The 21,024-nt window shown below is 33.2% G+C and carries 15 protein-coding genes; 2 read left to right on the top strand and 13 right to left on the bottom strand.

Annotated features, from left to right (window positions below; translation table 11 throughout):
• Positions 1 to 434 precede the first annotated feature (434 nt).
• The 9 genes from uidA to AST02_RS07755 all read right to left on the bottom strand — a co-directional run bounded on the left by uidA (position 435) and on the right by AST02_RS07755 (position 12,657).
• Positions 435 to 2,228: a beta-glucuronidase gene (gene uidA / locus AST02_RS07715; RefSeq protein ID WP_069817102.1), complete on the bottom strand. Its 1,794-nt coding sequence runs from the start codon at positions 2,226 to 2,228 to the stop codon at positions 435 to 437.
• Between the two features lie 43 nt (positions 2,229 to 2,271).
• Positions 2,272 to 3,675 carry an MFS transporter gene (locus AST02_RS07720; RefSeq protein ID WP_069817105.1) on the bottom strand — a complete coding sequence of 468 codons (1,404 nt, stop codon included), beginning with the start codon at positions 3,673 to 3,675 and terminating at the stop codon, positions 2,272 to 2,274.
• 529 nt (positions 3,676 to 4,204) lie between these two features.
• Entirely contained in the window at positions 4,205 to 5,419 is a 1,215-nt protein-coding gene (locus AST02_RS07725) for a helix-turn-helix domain-containing protein (RefSeq protein ID WP_069817107.1), read from the bottom strand.
• Between the two features lie 187 nt (positions 5,420 to 5,606).
• Positions 5,607 to 6,686 carry a YkvI family membrane protein gene (locus tag AST02_RS07730; RefSeq protein ID WP_069817109.1) on the bottom strand — a complete coding sequence of 360 codons (1,080 nt, stop codon included), beginning with the start codon at positions 6,684 to 6,686 and terminating at the stop codon, positions 5,607 to 5,609.
• A 562-nt stretch (positions 6,687 to 7,248) separates the two neighbouring features.
• On the bottom strand, positions 7,249 to 8,607 hold the full coding sequence (locus AST02_RS07735) for a gluconate:H+ symporter (protein WP_069817111.1): 1,359 nt from the start codon (positions 8,605 to 8,607) through the stop codon (positions 7,249 to 7,251).
• A 184-nt stretch (positions 8,608 to 8,791) separates the two neighbouring features.
• Positions 8,792 to 10,342: a gluconokinase gene (gene gntK, locus AST02_RS07740; protein WP_069817113.1), complete on the bottom strand. Its 1,551-nt coding sequence runs from the start codon at positions 10,340 to 10,342 to the stop codon at positions 8,792 to 8,794.
• 35 nt (positions 10,343 to 10,377) lie between these two features.
• Complete coding sequence (locus tag AST02_RS07745) at positions 10,378 to 11,058, bottom strand: GntR family transcriptional regulator (protein WP_069817213.1); 681 nt, start codon at positions 11,056 to 11,058, stop codon at positions 10,378 to 10,380.
• 260 nt (positions 11,059 to 11,318) lie between these two features.
• Positions 11,319 to 12,014, bottom strand: a complete 696-nt coding sequence (locus AST02_RS07750; protein WP_069817115.1) for a GTP pyrophosphokinase — start codon at positions 12,012 to 12,014, stop codon at positions 11,319 to 11,321.
• A 229-nt stretch (positions 12,015 to 12,243) separates the two neighbouring features.
• Positions 12,244 to 12,657 carry a DUF2188 domain-containing protein gene (locus AST02_RS07755; protein WP_069817116.1) on the bottom strand — a complete coding sequence of 138 codons (414 nt, stop codon included), beginning with the start codon at positions 12,655 to 12,657 and terminating at the stop codon, positions 12,244 to 12,246.
• 193 nt (positions 12,658 to 12,850) lie between these two features.
• Between AST02_RS07755 and AST02_RS07760 the strand changes: the two genes are divergently transcribed.
• Together AST02_RS07760 and AST02_RS07765 are read left to right on the top strand one after the other, a co-directional pair.
• Positions 12,851 to 14,023, top strand: a complete 1,173-nt coding sequence (locus AST02_RS07760) for a hypothetical protein (protein ID WP_069817117.1) — start codon at positions 12,851 to 12,853, stop codon at positions 14,021 to 14,023.
• Positions 14,013 to 15,242 (top strand): 5,10-methylene-tetrahydrofolate dehydrogenase, encoded by a 1,230-nt coding sequence (locus AST02_RS07765; protein WP_069817118.1) that lies wholly within the window; start codon positions 14,013 to 14,015, stop codon positions 15,240 to 15,242. Before AST02_RS07760 ends, AST02_RS07765 begins: the two co-directional genes overlap by 11 nt.
• A 128-nt stretch (positions 15,243 to 15,370) precedes the next feature.
• Here the strand turns inward: AST02_RS07765 and AST02_RS07770 are convergent, their stop codons facing one another.
• The 4 genes from AST02_RS07770 to putP all read right to left on the bottom strand — a co-directional run bounded on the left by AST02_RS07770 (position 15,371) and on the right by putP (position 20,883).
• Complete coding sequence (locus tag AST02_RS07770; RefSeq protein ID WP_141714592.1) at positions 15,371 to 17,287, bottom strand: FUSC family protein; 1,917 nt, start codon at positions 17,285 to 17,287, stop codon at positions 15,371 to 15,373.
• A 566-nt stretch (positions 17,288 to 17,853) separates the two neighbouring features.
• Positions 17,854 to 18,552 carry an acetolactate decarboxylase gene (gene budA / locus AST02_RS07775; RefSeq protein WP_069817120.1) on the bottom strand — a complete coding sequence of 233 codons (699 nt, stop codon included), beginning with the start codon at positions 18,550 to 18,552 and terminating at the stop codon, positions 17,854 to 17,856.
• 202 nt (positions 18,553 to 18,754) lie between these two features.
• Complete coding sequence (locus AST02_RS07780; protein ID WP_069817122.1) at positions 18,755 to 19,039, bottom strand: putative quinol monooxygenase; 285 nt, start codon at positions 19,037 to 19,039, stop codon at positions 18,755 to 18,757.
• Positions 19,040 to 19,332: 293 nt separating this feature from the next.
• The gene (gene putP / locus AST02_RS07785) at positions 19,333 to 20,883 is read right to left on the bottom strand and encodes a sodium/proline symporter PutP (protein ID WP_069817124.1); all 1,551 of its coding nucleotides are present in this window, start codon (positions 20,881 to 20,883) and stop codon (positions 19,333 to 19,335) included.
• Positions 20,884 to 21,024 lie beyond the last annotated feature (141 nt).

Consider the following 21,024-nt stretch of genomic DNA (forward strand, 5'->3'; position numbering starts at 1 on the left):
GTTTTATATATTAGATTGTTGAAATATTTTTAAGAACATAAATACTTATCAACGACTAAAAGGGATTTTCCAATTACGGAAAATCCCTTTTATATTTGTCGACAAAGCCTCACGATTTTGTTGGCATTTTTTGTGCACGCTTTCTATGAGTACAGCCTCAGCCTTGTATGCTTCGGCTAGTACTTTATTAACTCATCAGGAGTCGGACCAAATCACTGCCACTTTTCAAACAAAAATAATACATAAATTAAGCAATGGTGGTGTAATATTAACTAAACTAATAGTTAATATATATCAAATGAAGTGATTTTTATATCGGAATTCGTTCATAATAATCACTTATTACGTAAAGTCGTTAGCAAAACGAACCCCCTACGGATGCATCGTCCATCGTAGAGGGTTCTAAGTTTAAACTTCATTATGAATCCTATGTGTTAATTTTTATATCCAAAGTCTGGAATGTTGTCCCAACGTTTTTTGAAATAATGTGCGACTGCTTTCGGTCTTCTCTCACGTGTGAAGATACCTTTTTTATTTCCTTGCACTCTAATAATTCCACTGGATGTTTCAAAGTCAGCAAAGTTCCATGTTTGTTCACCTATAAACTGCGGATAGTGATCTATAACTTCATGATTGGCTTCATAATAACGTATTTGATATTCTTCCGTAAATAACTCATCATTAATTGCGTGCATCCCCGCTATTGTATCTGCGCCGTATTCTGTGAACATAATTGGCTTACCTGGTTGTCTCTCTGTCCAACCATCTAACTCTGCTTTTAATGCTTCTTTAGCTGCTTCTAAATCGCCAGACTGTGTATACCAACCGTAATATCGATTTAAGCACAGCACATCAACTAAATCTTGTACTTCACATGTATCTGGTTGTGACGTGAGAATTGTCACAATCGTTACCGGTCGTTGTTGTGGATCACATGCTCTAGCTAAGTTCACTAAAGGCTCAAAGTATGCTTTAGCACCTTCTTCAGTAGACGCCGGTTCATTAGCAACAGACCACATTACTACACATGCATGATTCTTATCACGTTCAATCAAACCTTTAATTACCGCTTCATGTGCTGCTTTTGTACCAATTTCCTTAAATGTATCTCGCGTTGTACTACCAGATAAAATAGCACTAAAGTTTAAGTGCACACCTACTGCGGTCGTCTCATCAATGATGACGATTCCTTGTTCATCTGCTAAGCGCATCATTTCTTCTGAATATGGATAATGTGACGTTCTAAATGAATTGGCACCAATCCATTTCATCAAATTGAAATCTAATACATTTGTAACTTCATTCATACCACGTCCACTATAATAAGCATCTTCATGTTTACCAAAGCCTTTAAAGTAAAATGGCTCTCCATTAATTAAAAATTGCCCATCTGTTACTTCTACAGAACGAATACCGAAACGTTCCGCATACATATCAATGACTTGGTCATTATCTAACAATGTCACTTCTAGATGATATAAGTAGGCATTTAAGGGTTGCCATAGATGAGGATGCTCTACTTCTATCATTCCTTCTGCACCTGATGTTTCAGCAACAATATTATCTTCTTCGTCTCGCAACTTAACTGCTATTGTAGGTACTGCTTCATTCGTTGTGACTTTATATTTTATATTAGCTCGATCTGTTAATACTTCTGGTACAATTTCAATATCTTGTATAAATACTTTAGGCGTCGTATATATTTTTACAGGTCTATGCAATCCTGCGTAATTAAAGAAGTCAAAGTTTGGTGAATTTTTCTTAATTATTTTACCATCTTTACCAATCGTTTCACTGTATTCACCAACTGGCAAAGTGGTTTCATCTAAAATATTATTCACGCAAACTGTTAAACGATGTTGACCAGAACCAAATTTCGAATCGATGTCAACTTCAAATGGTAAGAAACCACCTTGATGTGATGTTACTTCTTTACCATCTATATATACAGTTGCTTTATGTGTTGCGGAACCAAATCTTAATACAATACGTTCGTTTCTCAACACGTTAGGTATTGTAAATGTTCTTTCATACCAAACATTGCCTACATGATTACGAATATCTGAAGTAACACCTTGGTCATTATATGATCCTGGCACTGCCATAACTAATTCCGTATTTAATGGTCGTGTCACATCAATTTGATCATCTACACCTTCTAATTTAAAGTCCCAGATACCATTTAAATCAATGATACTTCTATTTTCGTTTATCGCTGGATATAACATGATTTAACTCCTTCCATAACAGTTCAATTATATTAGAAATGTATTATAATTCTTCTCTAAGTGCTAATTCTTTAACAATTTGTTTATGTCTATGGTCAGTTAATGGATACGCAAAGAAGAACAATATCACTGCAATTAAACAAAGTGATCCAGGTACAATAAAGAATAATACTTTTAATCCTGTCATTGTCTCAGCTGATTGGGCTGCTTGTGGCACATAACCAATGAGTGTTAAAGCTAAACCTGGTAGGAAACCAGCTAACCCTTGTGATATTTTTCTAGTAAAGCTGTAACTCGCATAAATAATACCTTCTGATCTAATACCTGATTGCCATTGGCCATATTCTACAACGTCCGCAATAAACGCCCATGTCACTGTATTTGGAATAACTAAGAATAATGAGGCAATTGAATTAACAATTAAGAATAGTACTACGTGTTCTGAGAAAAACATAAAGTTTATAAATTGGAATACAACGAATCCAGATACACCGATAACTGCTGTCATTTTCTTACCAACTCTTTTACTTAAAAATGTAGTTAAGAATAATGCCGGTACTAACACAATGATGTTTAATGTACTCACCACGCCGACTAAGTTAGCTTCACCTAAAACATATTGGAAGTAATATAGTTGCGATGATTGTTGTAAGAATAATGCTGTAATCGTTAATAATGTATATAATGCTAAAATGATAAATGGTCTATTTTTCAATAAATTAAAAAACGCTTTACGACCAATACCTTTTTCTTTTGGTTTTTCTACTGTATGACGTTCCTTAACGCCTTTGTAACACAACATATGGAACGTTACACCAAAGATTGCAAGTATACCTACTACAACTGGATAACCCAATTCATGACTTGGAAATAGACTAACTAATGGGATAACTACGATTCCCGAAATAAACATAGCCCCTTGTGAACCTAAGTTACGGAACACTGATAATTGCGTACGATCATCTGCATTAATTGTCATAGATGCTGATAATGAACCATATGGAATATTCACAAATGAATATGCTGCGTTAAATAACAAGTATGTTCCAAATGCCCATATTATTTTCCCAGTTTGGCTAATATCTGGCGACATAAAGGTTAAAACTGTAAGTAAGGCGAGCGGTATCGTACCGTACAAAATAAAAGGCTTGAATTTACCACGTTTAGCAAAGTTCCTTTGATTATCTACTAAAGTCCCCACTCCAGTATCTACAAAGGCATCAAAGAACTTCGCAACAAGAAAAACAGCTCCCGCAACTACTGACGGTATGCCTAAAATATCTGTATAGAATAACAATAAGTAAATTTGTCCCATATCAAACATTAAGCCATTACCTAAATCTCCAAATCCATACGCAAGTTTTTCTTTGAATTTTAATCTTGGTGATTGAATTTCTTTAAAACTCTTTAACTTACTATTTGCCGGTTTTAATTTTGCTGTAACCATGCTGATAACCTCTTTCCACTATAGAAACGTTCCTGACTACACTTTAGTGTTTAATCGTTTCTTAGTATGTATTAGTGATTGTTACAATCAATCGATAATAAGACACACAATGATGTAAGCGTTTTCTTATATCGTTAAAAATTTTTATCCCCATAAATTAAACTGTTTTTGAAGTCGATAGTGACATATCGCTCACCCTTATTTATAGGAATCTTAACTTTATTATATTTTTAAATACAGAACAGTCAACATTAAAATAACAACGTTGTTATAAAATGAATTTCACTTAATTAATACATCGTAAGTGTAGGTGATTCACAAACTCTGTAACTACAGCTTCTTTTTGACATATAAACTTAGCTGTTCTTTTTGGTTTGCCTGCAATTCATTTTTTAAATATATGTTGTAAACTTGTACGTTAAACAATGATTTTACATCATAATTATCATTTTATTGATATTTTTAATAATATATTCACTAAAAATGAAAGATTTAAAGCCTTTTTTCTAATTTTCTATACTTCATTATCCTAATAAAACTCTTTATGTTTTGTTCGATAATTTAATGGTGTTGTTCCGTATTGCTTTTTAAAACACTGTGTAAAATAACTTTGTTCTTTGAAACCTACATAATTGGCAACTTCAGCGACCGTCATTTTAGTTCTTGCAATAAGATCACGTCCCTTTTTAACTCTTGATTCAATGATATATTGTGAGATAGATTTATGAACTTCCTTATTAAATATTTTGGACAAATAACTTGGTGCCAAACCAACATATGAGGCGAGTTCATCTAATGACAATGCACTATCTAAGTTTCTTTCAATATATTGAATTACCTTACTTACTTTTGGACTATAAGCATTCGCTTTTACCTTCATCGCTCTATCTGTATATGATTTAACAATTGAATGGGTAATTTCATCTAAAGTTTCTATGTCCATTGTTTGATCTATCAATGCCGCATACTTTGCAGATATTTCATCAATATGAATCAAACTTACACCCGCTTTTTCACCGGCTTTACGGCATAACGTATTAATCAAATATGCCTTATATTGTTCATTTGAAATATCATCCCTTACACGTCGTAAGCCTGCCACTGATAAATTCATTGCATTTAGAATTGATAAAGCTTCATTAGCATTGCCATTTTCAACTGCAGTAAGTAGCTGATTCTCTAAATTATAACGATACTCTATTTCTTTTAACGTATAATCCATTTGCGCTTTAGATTCTGCTAAATCTTCTGTATTTGAATGAAAACTAAAATCAATTTTTACAGTTTCATAATTTATATTTCTTTTTTTCAAGAATCGAACTGCTAAACGACACATTTTTTGTGCTTTAACTTGATGACATAAAGGTATAGTCAGCAAATATTGCTTCAATATAGATAGTTTAGATATTTTAATATCTAAACTCTGGAGCAACTCATTACAACGACGTTCATTAGGCCGCTTCTCCATATATGGACCAACAATATAAATTTGTTTGTACTTTTTAAATTTGAATATTAAAAAGTTCACACCAAAACGATTCGTATAATGATAAATTTTATTGCTGTGCATTTGCACAATAAAATGTTTCAATTCATTTTTGAACTGCTTGCGTGCAGTATTTGTAAACGGCGTCTTGATATGATTAATCACCCCATTCATATCACTCATATCATATCCTTCTAGCCGAATTCCCAATAATTGTAGTGCATTCATCTGTAAAATCTCTAGCGTTTCCTCATTCATAAAAAAACACCCCATTCCTTATATTTTTATTATATCTAAAAATAAGGAGTGAGGTGTGAAATTTATATTAAATTTCTTTGAACTTATCAAATAATTCTATAACTAGTTCATTTTTTATTATCAAAAAAATTCATTAAAAATATTAATTCAAACTGGATAAACGACTATTTACGTTATACTCTCGTGCTTATTTATGTGAATTTTTCTTACCAAATTTGAGTTTAAATGGTGCATAGAATAATACAAATATTAGTACAAGTCCTAAATAACCAATTAATGGATAGAAAATTGCTACTAAATCTGTAAAACCTACGAAACTCAAGCATAAACCAACGATAACTGTAACTGTATAGAAAAGTTTAAATCGTTTCGTATCTACTACCGTAAAACGAGTTGCAAATGCATAGAACATACCTAAACCAGTATTGAAAATCATACCGAAAATGACAAAAGCCATAACGACGCCGAGTATAGGTGAAATATGATTTACGATACCTAACATTGGCATCTCCATTTCGCCAACAATATCGATTTGTGTAAAGATAGCTAAATGACTTAGTACAATCATAACACCTAATGCGAGTCCACCGAATAAACCACCTAATGCTGCAACTTTTGTATTTTTCTCGGAACCACCCATAACAATTGCCATAGAAGCACCAACTGCTGTATTAAATGATGCATAGTTTACACCTGCTATAAACCAGTTAGGTAATGTTGATGGTTTCGCATCCGACATTGTATTAAGTTGTGAAAATGATGTATCTGTTGTCATAAAACTATAAACTGAAATTATTATAATGAATATAATTAAAAATGGAGTAATATTCCCAATAACTTTAACAACGCCTTCTACTTTCATCATACCCGCAAGTAAAATAAGTATTGTCATAAGGATAGTACCTACAATTGAAGGTAATCCAAATTGTTGATTAAGGTTTGATCCAGCTCCTGCAATCATAACGACACCTACACCAAAGAGTGTAAAGATAATGACTAAATCAATAATCCATCCTAAAATTTTACCGAATATAGATTTCCCTGTGATATTATGTATAACTTCTTTATGAGAATCTGTCTTAGATTTACTTCCTAACCAAACAAGCATCATACCCACATAAGCAAATAATGCTGTAGTAATGATAGCGCCAAATGTCCCCATAATGCCAAAGCTCGTGAAGTATTGGAGTACTTCTTGCCCTGATGCAAATCCGGCTCCTACAATGACACCGATAAACGCGCTTGCGATCAGTAATATTCTTTTCATAATTAAGCCCCCTATTTTACTTACTATAAATGAGTTGTGTATAATTTCAATACTCGTATATTTGTGTAACATCAATAACTCATATTTCAATCACTCTAAAAGGTTGAAATAGGCGTTTTGACACCGTTAAAAATTTGATATTGATTCTATTTTATCATTTTAAAGCAATTTAATGTTGTTCTTCTCAATGACAACTATATTTAAGTAACGTAAAATCACAACAAAAATTTAAAAATTCATAATAAATTAAATAAAATGCCTCTTAACTATTAAGGGATCCTTTATTGAGATTATCTTTGTTCATCAAATTTATTTTTTAATTTTAATAGATATTAAGTTAATCTTTTTTCGCTTTTTCAGTTATATTTTTTTATGTGTTTACTTTTATATGAGTTCAATCATGAGATTATGTTAGTTTAAAACGGCAATTATTTGGGCCGACTCCTGAATCGTTAATAAAGCACTAGCCGAAGACTACAAGCTCAGGCTGTGCCCGCAAAAAGCGCGCACAAAAAAATGCCAACAAAGTCGTTAGACTTTGTCGACAGATTGTCTTTCTATTTTATACAAACATATTAAGTATAAGTATGAAGATTAAACCAGATACTGAAATCACAGTTTCAAGTAATGACCACGTTAAGAAAGTCTCTTTAACAGTCAAACCGAAATATTCTTTGAACATCCAGAAACCTGCATCATTAACGTGAGATAAAATAACACTACCCGCACCTATGGCAAGAACAACGAGCGCAACGTTAACATCTGATACTTGTAACAATGGTAAGACGATACCTGTAGATGATATTGCTGCTACTGTTGATGAACCTAGTGCAATACGAAGTACTGCAGCAACAAGCCATGCTAAGAATATCGGCGACATTTCTGTACCTTCAAATAATGTAGCAATCGTATCTCCAACGCCACCTTCAATTAACACTTCTTTGAAAGTGCCGCCACCACCAATAATTAAGATCATCATCCCAATTGGATAAATTGCATTAGATACTGAATCCATGATTTCTGAGTTTTTGCGTCCTTGTTTTATACCCATAGTAAAGATTGCAAACAATACCGCGATAAGCATTGCCGTAGCTGCAGTACCAATAAAGTAAATAAATGATTCAAAGCCATTTGTAGCTTCTTCATGTCCTGTAATTAATTGTACAATTGTTGATAATAACATCAAAATAACAGGGGAAATCGCAGTTAATAAACTGACTCCGAATCCAGGCATTTCTTCTTCTGAAAATTCTTTTTGTGCACCTAAGGCTGATATATCACCTTCACGTGTATAAGCTGTTGGTGCAATTTTTTGAGCAATTTTATTAAACAATGGTCCAGCTATAATTGTAACTGGAACTGCAATAATCATACCGTAAAGTAATACATGACCTAGGTTTGCGTCTAATTCTTTAGCTATAACCACTGGTCCTGGATGTGGCGGTAAAAATCCGTGTGTTACAGATAAAGCCACAACCATTGGAAAACCTAATTTCAATTGTGAAACATTTGCACGTTTTGCAATCGTAAATACTAAAGGAATCAATAATACTAAACCTACTTCAAAGAATAAGGCAATACCTACAATAAACGCAGCTACAAGCATTGCCCATTGTACATGTTTAGGTCCGAACTTATCGATGAGCGTGTCGGCAATACGTGTCGCACCCCCACCATCAGAGAGTAGTTTCCCTAATATAGCACCTAATCCGAAGATTAATGCAATATGTCCTAGTGTACTTCCCATACCATTTTCTACTGTTTCAATGATTTTATCTAAAGGCATACCTAGTAAAATTGCTGTCACAATTGATGTGATAATTAATGAAATAAATGTGTTTAATTTCAAGAAAATAATAAGTGATAATAATACGATAATTCCTATTACCACCGTAATCAATGGCCAAATTGTTTCAAACATCATCGTTCTCCCCTTTCAAATTAAAGATTGAATTAGAACTTAACAGACATATAACTAATCAATCGTGGTAACGCTTTCTTTCATAATTAAAATTTTAAAGAGCATGTGACAAGTTTTTCGTAACGTGAGTGTCGCTTGTTTACTTGTCACTTTTCTCTTTAAAGGTTATATCTATATCGTTTTGCTATGGTTTGTCCTCTGTCATATGTTCACGTTGAAATGTTGCAATTTCTGCGTAGCGATCCTCTAATGAACGACTTAAGTTGATAAATATGGAAACGAGTTGTTGATACACTTTCACATTATCTTGGTTTGGTTTATGTTCGTTTGTAGTACCGACCATCTCTTCGATAATAGAAAAATCATCAATTTCCCCAAGTGCTTTCATTCCTAATACACATGCACCCAAACAAGAACTTTCATAACTTTCAGGTACAATTAAATTCGTATCAAAAATATCTGCCATCATTTGGCGCCACACTTCACTTTTTGCAAAACCGCCTGTTGCTTTAATTGTCGATGGTGTTTCATTCATCACTTCGATTAGCGCAAGGTATACGGTGTAAAGATTATAAAGTACACCTTCTAACGCAGCACGAATCATATGTTCTTTTTTGTGTGTTAGTGTTAAACCAAAGAATGATCCTCTAGCATCTGCATTCCATAATGGTGCACGCTCACCAGCGAGATATGGATGGAAAATCAACCCTTCTGCACCTGGTTTAACTCGATTAGCAATTTTAGTTAACACATCATATGGATCGACGCCTAAACGTTTTGCAGTCTCTACTTCACTAGCTAATAATTCATCACGAAGCCAACGTAATACAACACCACCATTGTTCACAGGACCGCCTATAACATAATGGTCTTCAGTTAACACATAACAAAAAATACGTCCTTTGTAATCTGTACGTGGTTTATCTATCACTGTTCTTATCGCTCCTGATGTTCCTATCGTCACAGCGACTTCACCTTTTTTAAATGCATTCACACCTAAATTGGAAAGTACCCCGTCACTCGCACCAACCACAATTGGTGTATTTTCATCTATGCCCATTAATGTTGCATAACGATGTTTCATACCTTTTAAAATGTGCGTTGTTGGTACAACCTCTGGCAATTGTGTTTCTTCAATACCTAACAATTCGAGCGCTTCTTTATCCCAAGATAATGTTTCTAAGTTAAGCATTCCTGTAGATGATGCCATGGATTGATCTATAACAAATTGCTCAAATAATTGGTAGAAAATGTATGTCTTAATATCAGCAAATGTAGCAGTTTGTTTGTATATTTCTTGTTGTTCGTGCTTCATCCAGAATATTTTTGCCAATGGTGACATAGGATGGATTGGTGTGCCGGTTCTTTGATATATTTCATTACCATTATGTTCATTTTTAATTAGTTCAGCGTATTGGCTTGCACGATTATCTGCCCAAGTTAAATTTTCAGTTAAGCGTTGATTACTTGCATCCATTGCTATTAAACTGTGCATTTGTGCACTAAAGGAGATTAATTTGAGATCCTCTTTAGCGATATTAGCTTCTCTCATTACATACTTAACTGTCATTAACACTGCATCAAATAGCTCGTCTGGGTTTTCTTCAGAAATTTCCACATTCGGTGTATGCAATGGATAACCGATATTGTGTTTCATTATAAATTGACCTTTTTCATCGTATAGTACTGACTTCGTACTCGTTGTGCCTATATCGACACCTATCATGTATTTCATGATTTTTCCTCCTACTTCTTTACCGGGTTAAAACATTAATTTAACCAGAAACTGTCAACATCCTCACCAACATCATCAAAGTTGAGATGGAATGCTTCTCTAAGTTTTGCAGCATCTTGCTTCGCAACCGCTTCTATAAACACTTCATGATTACGATGAATGCGCTCAAAATCTTCTGGATTCTCGCTCATGCGTGTACGCATTGACAATAGTATCAGTGCTTCCATTACCGGTCTTAAGTTATTCCAAAAAGTTTTTAAGTATTGGTGCTTTGAAGCGAGTATGGTTACTTCATGAAATTTCATATCATGTTCAGTAAATGCTTCTGCATCTTCGAATTTAACTGCCACTTTCATCATTTCTAATTGTTTACGTAATTCTTTAACAATCTGTTCATTATTCAAAGCTTTGATTCTACTAAACGCAAATGATTCCAACATTATTCTTAAATCATAAAGTTCTTTTTTCTCTGTATCATCAAAAGGCAATACTTCTGCGCCCATTCTTTCTAAATGTATCAATTGATCTTGCTTTAATAATTTAAATGCATCCCTAACTGGCGATCGACTAACATTAAATTCTTTAGCAATTTGATTCTCCGTCAATAACGTATCTGGCGTTATTGTGCCCTCAACAATTCTTAAACGAATCTCTGCAGCAATCATTTCACCTTTCGAGACACCCTCTAACCATTGTTCTGGATATTTATAATTCATGATGACATCACCTCTTTTATCAATACGATATACTTGTATACAAGTATAGTAATACACAAGTTCAGCATTTGCAAACGCTTGCAAATGAGATTTTTATCTCTTTTCAACTTAAAAAACCGACATGGCAGGACTTGAACCTGGCATATCGGTTTTTATATTTATTTTACTTTCATAAAAAATTGAAGCATTAAGATGGGTGAAGCTCACGACACCGTCCCTAGCCACAACAAATTAGCGATTCAACTTTAATGTAGCCTTATTTAATTATCGAAGACTTCGGAATGTATATTTTGCATTTTACTTTCAACCGCTGTTATTTCGTTTGCACATTGCTTTAATACATTTCTATGGTTCTCAGTATTTTCAGTGTTTTTATAACGTATTTTATGCTCTAAGCTTGCCCACATATCCATACCAATTGTTCTAATTTGAATTTCTACAGGCACAGTTTCTACTGAATTAGCTAAAAATACTGGAATGGCTACAACGATATGTAAACTACGATATCCATTATCTTTAGGATTTCCAATATAGTCTTTACGTTTCAAGAGCTTCACATCTTCTTGTTTGAGTAATAATTCTTCTATAACATAAATATCATCAATATAATTACATATCACTCTAATACCTGCGATATCTAGTATATTTTCTTTAGCAGACGTTGTTCTTATCTCTAATCCTTTACGATTTAACTTTTTAATTAAGCTTCTCATTTCTTTAACGCGACGTTCCATATGATGAATTGGGTTGTGTTTATACATTTGTTGAAAATTGTCATCTAAGATATCTAACTTGGTACTAATTTCCTTAAGTGCTGACGAGTATAATTGTTCCAAAGCAACAAACCCTATTACCATATCAAATGCATCTTCTTGATTATTGATATTTTTTATACTCGCTCTAAATTCTTCCTTCAAATTGTCTATATTTAACGAAGGTTTACGTTCAATATACATATTTCGTTCCTCCCAAAAATCTACTTAAACTACATTATAGCTAATTCCCATTTATTAACTAAATAAAAAGATACTTCAAATGTGATAAACTACACTTTAAAAAAATCGTTGTTTTGTTTTCAAAACTAAAATATATTTTAAAAAAGGAGTGGAACAGAAACCTCATTTTTAAATGAGATTTCGTTGTCCCACCCCGGCAAAGATGACTAGAAAACTGAATATTTGAATGCTATTCATCTTTCTTATGTTCTCTCACTTCTGTCGATCTGTTATCAGCAATATTACGTGCACGTTTCATGGCGTCTTCTTTCTTATCAAAACTATCGGAAGCTTGCTTAGCACCCTCCGTTTTAATCTTCCACTTATTATCTTCATAATAAACGTGAACATCTTTATTATTTAATTTAGGATTCGCTGAATCATCTTTTTCATGTTTAGTTATTTTCTTGTTTTTCAATTCATCTAATTCTTTTTTAGAAGCGTCTTTATACCAAGATTCAGCTTGTTTCGTCGCAATTGGTATTGCTCTATCTTCTTTATAACCATCTTTAAGCATCGCATTTCCAATATCTATTGCTTTTTTAAGTTCTAGTTTTTCCATGTTTTTCCAACTTTGTGGGTAATCATTCATTGTCCAAGGCATTACTTCAACCTCCTACGTTATAATTTATTCTTCGTCTTAATTATTGTTTACCACTACTAAAAAGTTACAAACAAAGTAATATACACTTTCAATTAAAAACTCAAACTTGTTAACAATGATTAATTTCCTTAACGAACGGGAATTAAAGTATGAATCTAATCATTTCATACACTATTTATAAAGGAGGGATATAATGACAAATATAACAATAGGTTTAATTCCTTCACCTGACATGCCACATAAACTTATAAACAAGATTTCCGATTATCTAGCTGATGATATCCAAAACCATGTAGATGATAAAACAAATTGGGAATTTGAAACACATGTCGCTTCAATGGTTGGAACTGCTGAACATATGGATAAAGCACTAGACATCGCATCAAATATTAAAAAACAAAAGAATTGGGATTACACAATTTGTATAACTGATTTACCAAGCCTATCTAATAATAAAACTGTAATTTGTGATATAAACCTAGACGACAAAACAGCATTATTATCTGTTCCAGCATTAGGTGCTGTGAATTTAAAACGCAAGTTACGTCATTTCATAACATTTATTGTTAAATATTTTTTCACTTCAGGTTCCGATAAAAACCTTTTGAAATCAAAGTATTTTAAATTAACAAGATTCAATGAAGTTATACCGAATGAAGATAACAAACAAGATAATAGAAAACGTATTATTTCTAAAACATCATTTTTAGGTTGGCTTCATTTAATCGTAGGCATGACTTTTTCTAATGAACCTTGGTCTGCTATTTTAGATTTCAAAAAGATTATTTCAGTATCCTTTGCAACTGGAACATATATCGCAATCTTCTCAACACCTTGGGATTTGAGCTTAGACTATGAATACTGGCGCTTTATTCTACTCATGTTATTATCTATAAGCGGCATGGTAGGGTGGTTAATATATTCATATAATTTATGGGAACGTCCGAATCCAAAGACACAAACATCGTATCGTTTCATTTACAATTTCACGACATTGACTACATTATTCGCTATTACAATTTTTAATTTTGCTGCGCTATTTATATTGCTCACAATAAGCACATTATTATTTGTACCACCAGAAATATTTTCTAGCTGGACCTCTTTGAATGAAAAACAACCAACTTTTGTCAACTATATTAACCTTATTTGGTTTATAACTTCATTGGGTATTTTAGCTGGTGCCATGGGTTCAACGGTTGAAAATGCTGAAAAAATCAAGCGTGTAACATATTCATTCAGACAATATTATAGATATAAAGAATTAGAACAAGACGACAATAGGACTAATAGTACTAATCAAGCATCAGATTACAACGATGGCCAAAAACTGTCACACAGTGAGGAGGATTCCAATGACAAATAGAACGATTGAAATTGGATTAGTAGCGGCGCCAGGAATAACAGAAAAAATCGCTCACAATCTTGAAAATAACTTACCAGAGGTATTATCAAATTATTTTGCTAAAGATATCGAATGGAAAATCAATACAGTTGTTGATCCCCTCACCGGTTCTGCAGAAACCGCCAAAGAAATATTCGAGAAAATTGCTAACTACCAAAATAATAATAATTGGCAATATACGATAGGACTTACTGACCTCCCTATTATTAAAGATAATAATGTAATCGCTTTTGATATCAATAAAAGTAATGGTGCCAGTTTAATTTCCGTCCCTTCCTACGGTTGGCGACCAGTTCAAAAACGTATACAAAAATCTATAGTTGGAATTATTGAAACTGTAAATATGGATCATTCACAGGATTTACAAAAAAATAGTAACCACGATAAAGATAGTCAAGAAAAATTAAAATCACAATTTCCACTTTCAACTTTAAAATCACGTACAGCATATTTGGAAGATACAAATTCCAAACATACACATTATTTTGTTTCATCTAATACAAAAGGTTCTTTCCGTTTAATTAGTGGTATGACATTTGCAAACAACCCATTAAGCATGCTAAGTAGCTTAAGTAATGTCGTAGCCATAGCATTCACTACTGGTGCTTTCGGTATCGTTTTTACTACGATGTGGAATTTAAGTTATGTTTATTCATCTTGGCGTATGTTACTCATGATGGTAGTCGCCATTTTTGGCATGATGTTTTGGATTATTGTAGCGCACCATTTATGGGAATCGAAAAAAGAGAGTAGAAATAAAAGAGTTACAATGTTATATAATTTGACGACAGTACTAACGCTAACTGTTTCACTTATCATTTATTATATAATATTATTCTTTTTATTCTTAATTGCTACTCTTGTAGTCTTGCCTTCAGGCTATTTAGGCCAAACTTTACAAATGGGCGGCCCCGCAACGTTAATCACTTATATAAATCTTGCTTGGTTTGCTACTTCTATATCAACAGTTGCCGGTGCAATTGGTGCTGGTTTAAACAATGAAGAACTCATATTAGAAAGTACTTATGGGTTTAGACAAAAAGAACGTTATAAAAAAATGGAAGACCAAGAAAAACAACAAGAACAGAAAAGAACTGAAGCTAAGAAAGATATTGAAGAGAAAAAACAAGAGGAAGAAAAGAAAGCAGAACAAGAAGGTGAAAATAAACAAGATTACTAAGGGCAGTCTTACCTCAGACAAACCTCAGACTCCCTTTCGCACTTGAAAACTTGTTTGACACCTTAAAATAAATAAAAAACAAAGCAAGCCAACCCATGATTCCGTTCATCGTAAGGTTGGCTTGCTTTTTAAACTTGTGCTAAATTCACTTTTTGTCTTGCATTCATACAGTTATTCTGAATACTCATCAATGATGTTTTAATGTGTATATACTGAGGTAGTTCTGATATTTCTTGGACTTTAATATGCGAACCTCTTTCAAAATGTTTTGCTATATTTTCAAAGATAAGTAAGTATTCGCCCATTGTTTCATCATCTATATGATATCTTTCTTTATTACTCAAAGCCCTTGTAAGCATAAAGCTAATTTCTTCTAAGGCATAAATACTCGGATAATAATACTGTATGACCATCTTATTACTAAACAGTTCACCGTTTGCGCTATTATATACTTGCTTCATGTTATTGAGTTTCACACTTAACTGAAGCATTTCTTGTTTGTCTTGTTCTCGTGATGAATATTTACTACTTGCAAACAAGTAATGGAATAATACTGCCTCGTCTCTTGCAACGTCTGCAAGTGTTGATGGTAGCATGGATGACGCTGTCTTTCTGCCTATTATCAATAAACAAATAACAGCAATTGCAATACCCACAATTACATCAATCACACGTGGCAACGCAATTAAAATTGTTAAGTGGTTTGCTGCTATACCGTTCAACAAGATCACTTGGATCGTTATGAAAATAACAGCGAATGAATAGTTAGCCCCCACAAATACCTCTGTCACACCTGCTGCTGCAGCTAACAAGAGAATCGCAATTGGTAACGGTGGCGTCGATAATAAAATAAGAGATAATACAAGCACACCTATAATTGTACCAACTCCCCTAGATCCAGCACGCTCAAAACTATGTAACGTTGTTGAGCCTATTAGTACTGTATGTGTACTTAAAGGAATCCAATATGCTTTTTCAAAACCAAACATAAGCGCTATAAAAATTGAAATAGCCATAATAACTGTATAGCGTAATGTATTTCTAAACACAAATGAATCCAGGGTTAAATTTGTTAACATACGATGTCCATATATAGGCACACGAATATCAATTTCATGTTCTACACGTTCATCACCTGCATTCATGATTGCATCTACTTTGAATATATTATCAACGAGATTTTGATATTGGTCATCAATTTCCACTGCTTTTGTCCATTGTTTTTTAATATTACCTTCAGAGTATACAAGTTTGATTACAAAATCTGCCATTTCTTTGATTTCTTTAGGTAATGGACGTGTATTCTTTTCATTCAGCTCTAATAATTCTGAATGAATACCTTGCGCCGTATTATGAAGTAACAGCAAACGTTGAAATTCGGGTGACTCTTTAGATTTGGCAGTACTGGAAGTGATCAGCTGAGTATCTGAATTTCTAAAAGCAGTCACTGCGAATTGTGATGCTTTAGCAAATGCTTTCGGATCATCAAAATTATAAATAAGTTGTTTAATGATATTATAATCGTTTTTAATAGCTTTTGACTCTGCAGATTCTTTAGATATTACTATAAGGATAGTAACAATTAATGTTGCTAATAATCCTCCAACAAACATAGCAAGCCCTCTATATAAAGCTTCTTCTGGAGCTACAGGTAAGTTGAAAGGTAAACTGAAAGCAACAATAAAGAATGTAGATGAAGGTCCTGGTATATTCAATGAACTAAATATATAATACGGAATCACCGTAACAATAAGTAGTAATACACCAAAGATAAGTGGCTGGCTTACTGTGAGCGTACCTAATATCATTGCTATAGATAACCCTATCGATGAGAAAAATACGATACGTAGTTTCGATTTGGATGACCCACCAAATACATAAATATGTGCTAAAGTACCAGTAGATATTAATAATCCTGTAGAAAGATGACCCATTAAATAACCAATAACGAGTGGGATAAACATTAATATAGCTTGTCTTAAACCTTTAGCAACATCGATTTTCATGGTATTAAATCGAACAAGTGACTTTAAATATTTAACCAATGTTGGTGTTCATCTCCTTCAATATTTTATTTTTTATTAGTTTAATACGTATGCGCCCTACAAATTGTAGTATTTAAAAAGCACATATAAAAATGGGAGAGGAAGAGAAATCAAAAATGTGAAATTTGATTTCGTATTCCCACCCCCACAAGGCTGACTAGATAAAGGAATACAAGAGCTGAGGCTCTTGCATATGAACTACTAGCCTTCATACATGAAGCATTAGTTCTTTAAAACTTGATACAAGTGCATTTAGATATCAGACAACTACTGTGTAATCTCAATTTCACATTTACAACGTAGTATGTTGTATTTATATCTCAGTCTCATTAGGTCGTAAACACATGTAGCCTATTTATCTCAGCTTACTAACAATTCAATATTTAATACAATATTTTTTATTATCGTAAAAGTTACATATGTCCAACTTAAAACATCACTCTACCATTTTAACACTTTTCTAAAAATATTTTGCCGTATTTGATTGGATAATTTCATAGCCAATTTATTATAAATCATTTCATTGTTTGTATGATGTGAAAAGTCTTTTTATAGCACTCAATGATTTATTCTGCTTCTTTAATATCTTCATGAACGCTTGAATAATCGATATCTGTTTCTAAAAATTCATCATTATTCACAGGAAAGTGTTGTTCAAGTGTTTCTATATTACTAATTTCTACAGAACCACTATTAAATTCAAAATCTAAGACATGGCCACCAAATGTTTTATTTTCATCCACAAAATGTAAATGAAATCCTCCTGCAGCGACGCCATGAAATAATTGTGGAGAATAAAATCCTACAATCGTGCCATGTACTTGTTCTTTCGTATATTCAGGTTGTTTTTTAGCTGATTCTATTAATTTTGTATAAGGTCTATCTTGCTTCGGCATCATTCTGACATGAATCATTTCAAATTTACCGGTGATTTTGACAGCTATAAATATATTATTACTCGCTGCTTGACGTTGGATTTCATTCAACACAGCTTCAGAGTCGGTGATATATCGAACATCAAATTGCTTATCTACTTTGAAAGGGGTAACTGTAGAGAATGGTGTCATTTCGTGACCTTCTAATTGTTTGAACTCACCATATTCATTAGCATGATATGCGATACCATCTAATATAATAACTTCACCATCAGAGCCAGTTAGTGTTCCTATACCTAAATCACCATGTTCTAAAATCTCTTTAATCGTAGCAGTGCCTTCTAACAAACCTGCCATCAACGTACCTAGTGTTCCGTGTTGATACAACATTATCTCTTCTCTCCTTACTAAAACGTATTACGCACTTTTAAAAAATAGGGGTATTTTTATTATAATTGCTTCCAACATGAAATTATACACCATTGTATTACGCTACAACAGCTTAGTGTCTTAATTAATCCTAGTAAAAAGGAATAAAAAATCTAAACCCACAAGATTACGTAAGTTTAGACTCTTATTTTGAAATAGTCTTTTATTTAGTTTGAGAAACTTGAATATCTGGTTTAGTAATCAAATATTGCGTAACTTCTTTGAAAAAGTGTTGAAAGTGTTCTGTACCATTGTGCACTTCTAAAGCTTCTTCATTTTCATATTGTTCAATAAAAGCAAATGTATTAGGCTCATCAGTGCGTTCAAAGTGTGCATAATACAATGCGCCATCTTCTTTGTTAGCTGCTAATACAAGTGGTTCTACTAGTGCTAAATACTGATCACGCTTTGACGGGTCAATCTTCATTATAGCATTTACAGTAACCATCTTTTAATCCTCCTAGGAAATCATTATCTTTATTAATTACCGCAAACTCAATATCGCAAACATTGCATGCTTTATATCAATCATTCAAAAAAGTATCATTCAGTAATAAATCGAAATACATCATATTTTGAAGTCAATTTAATCAATAAAAAAGACTAACTCCCCCTTTGAAGTTAGTCTTTTATAATCTATAATTTCTCCCGCTTTAAACTAAATGGTGATTCCACAATCACTATTTAGTTTATTTGTTTAATTTTGTAGTCATAATTTAAACCCCTTATTTAAATTATGTACTATTTTTGCTTTTTAGCATCGTTAACAGTTTGACGTACATCTGCTAAATCAGCTTCAACATTAATCTCAGGTTTTTTAGTAAATTTACTTACTACAACCGTTACAATTAAACTTGTTAAGAAGCCTGGTATGATTTCATATAAATTAAAGAAATCATTGATTTCACCAAGTGGTTTAACAAACGCAATCCATATAACTACTACAATTGCCCCTGATAACATACCACTCACTGCACCAGTACGACTTAAGCCTTTCCAATATAATGACAATAGTACAAGTGGTCCAAATGCTGCACCAAAACCTGCCCATGCATTACCTACAAGACCTAAAATCGTGTCGTTTGGTGTCCAAGCAATCCAAAGTGATATAAGTGCTACAACGATTACTGATAAACGTCCCACCATAACAAATTCTTTTTGATGTTCTTTGGCTGCTTTCTCACCACGGAATAATTTATAAAAGTCTTCTGTTAATGAACTAGATGTCACTAACAATTGTGAAGAAATTGTACTCATAATTGCGGCTAAAATAGCGGCAAGTAAGAAACCACCAACAAGCGGATGGAATAAAATTTGTCCCATTAAAATGAATAGTGTTTCAGGATCTTGTATATCAGTACCACTTTGATTGATAAATGTGATACCTGTAAGTCCGACGCCTACTGCACCTATTAAACTGATTGCCATCCAACCAATACCAAAACGTCTTGCTGTTGGTATTTGTTTGATTGATTTGATAGACATAAAACGTACAATAATATGCGGCTGACCAAAATAACCTAAGCCCCAAGCAAAGAATGAAATAATACCTATCACTGTTGTGCCTTTAAATAGGTCCAAGTTCGTAGGTTTTAATGCTGCTGCTTGTGATATTGTATCAAGTCCACTTAATTGCATCATAGCAACAATCGGTACCATTACCATAGCGATAATCATAACGACCCCTTGGAAAAAGTCTGTTAATGATACGGCTAAATAGCCACCAAAGAATGTATATGCAATAACAATAACTGCTACGATTATCATACCTAAGTGATAGTTCATACCAAATGCACTTTCAAATAATACCCCACCTGAAACCATTCCAGAATGAGTATAAAGCGTAAAGAATACGACAATAATTGCCCCGGCAATTATTTTAATAGAGTTAGATTTATCATCTAATCTATTTTTAAAGAAATCTGGTAGCGTTATGGCATCCCCAGCTTTCTCTGTATATACACGGAGACGCGGTGCTACAACAATATAGTTTATGTATGCCCCTATAGTTAGACCAATCGCTAACCACGCTGCTGATAGCCCAGTAGTATAAACTTCCCCAGGTAGTCCCATGATCATCCAACCACTCATGTCGGATGCACCTGCAGATAGTGCTGTTACATATGGACCAATGTTTCTGCCGCCCAACATATATTCACTGACATTACCTGTCGATTGTTTAAAGCCATAGTAACCTATGCCTAATAAAACAATGAAATAAACAATCAGCATAATATACGTTTGCCAGTTCGGGTCTACTTGACTCTGTAATGATGCTCCCAATGTAAACATTGAACAAACTCCCTTTTATTATATGATTTTGTCACATGCATTCATTATACAAAAATTAACGGAATTTTAAACCACTTATGAGAAGTTTTTTTTGCTCTTTTTTTATTAAAAGGTCTTTATAACACTATAAATGCTGTTATA

The organism is Staphylococcus equorum, from assembly GCF_001747895.1.
Lineage (GTDB): Bacteria > Bacillota > Bacilli > Staphylococcales > Staphylococcaceae > Staphylococcus > Staphylococcus equorum_A.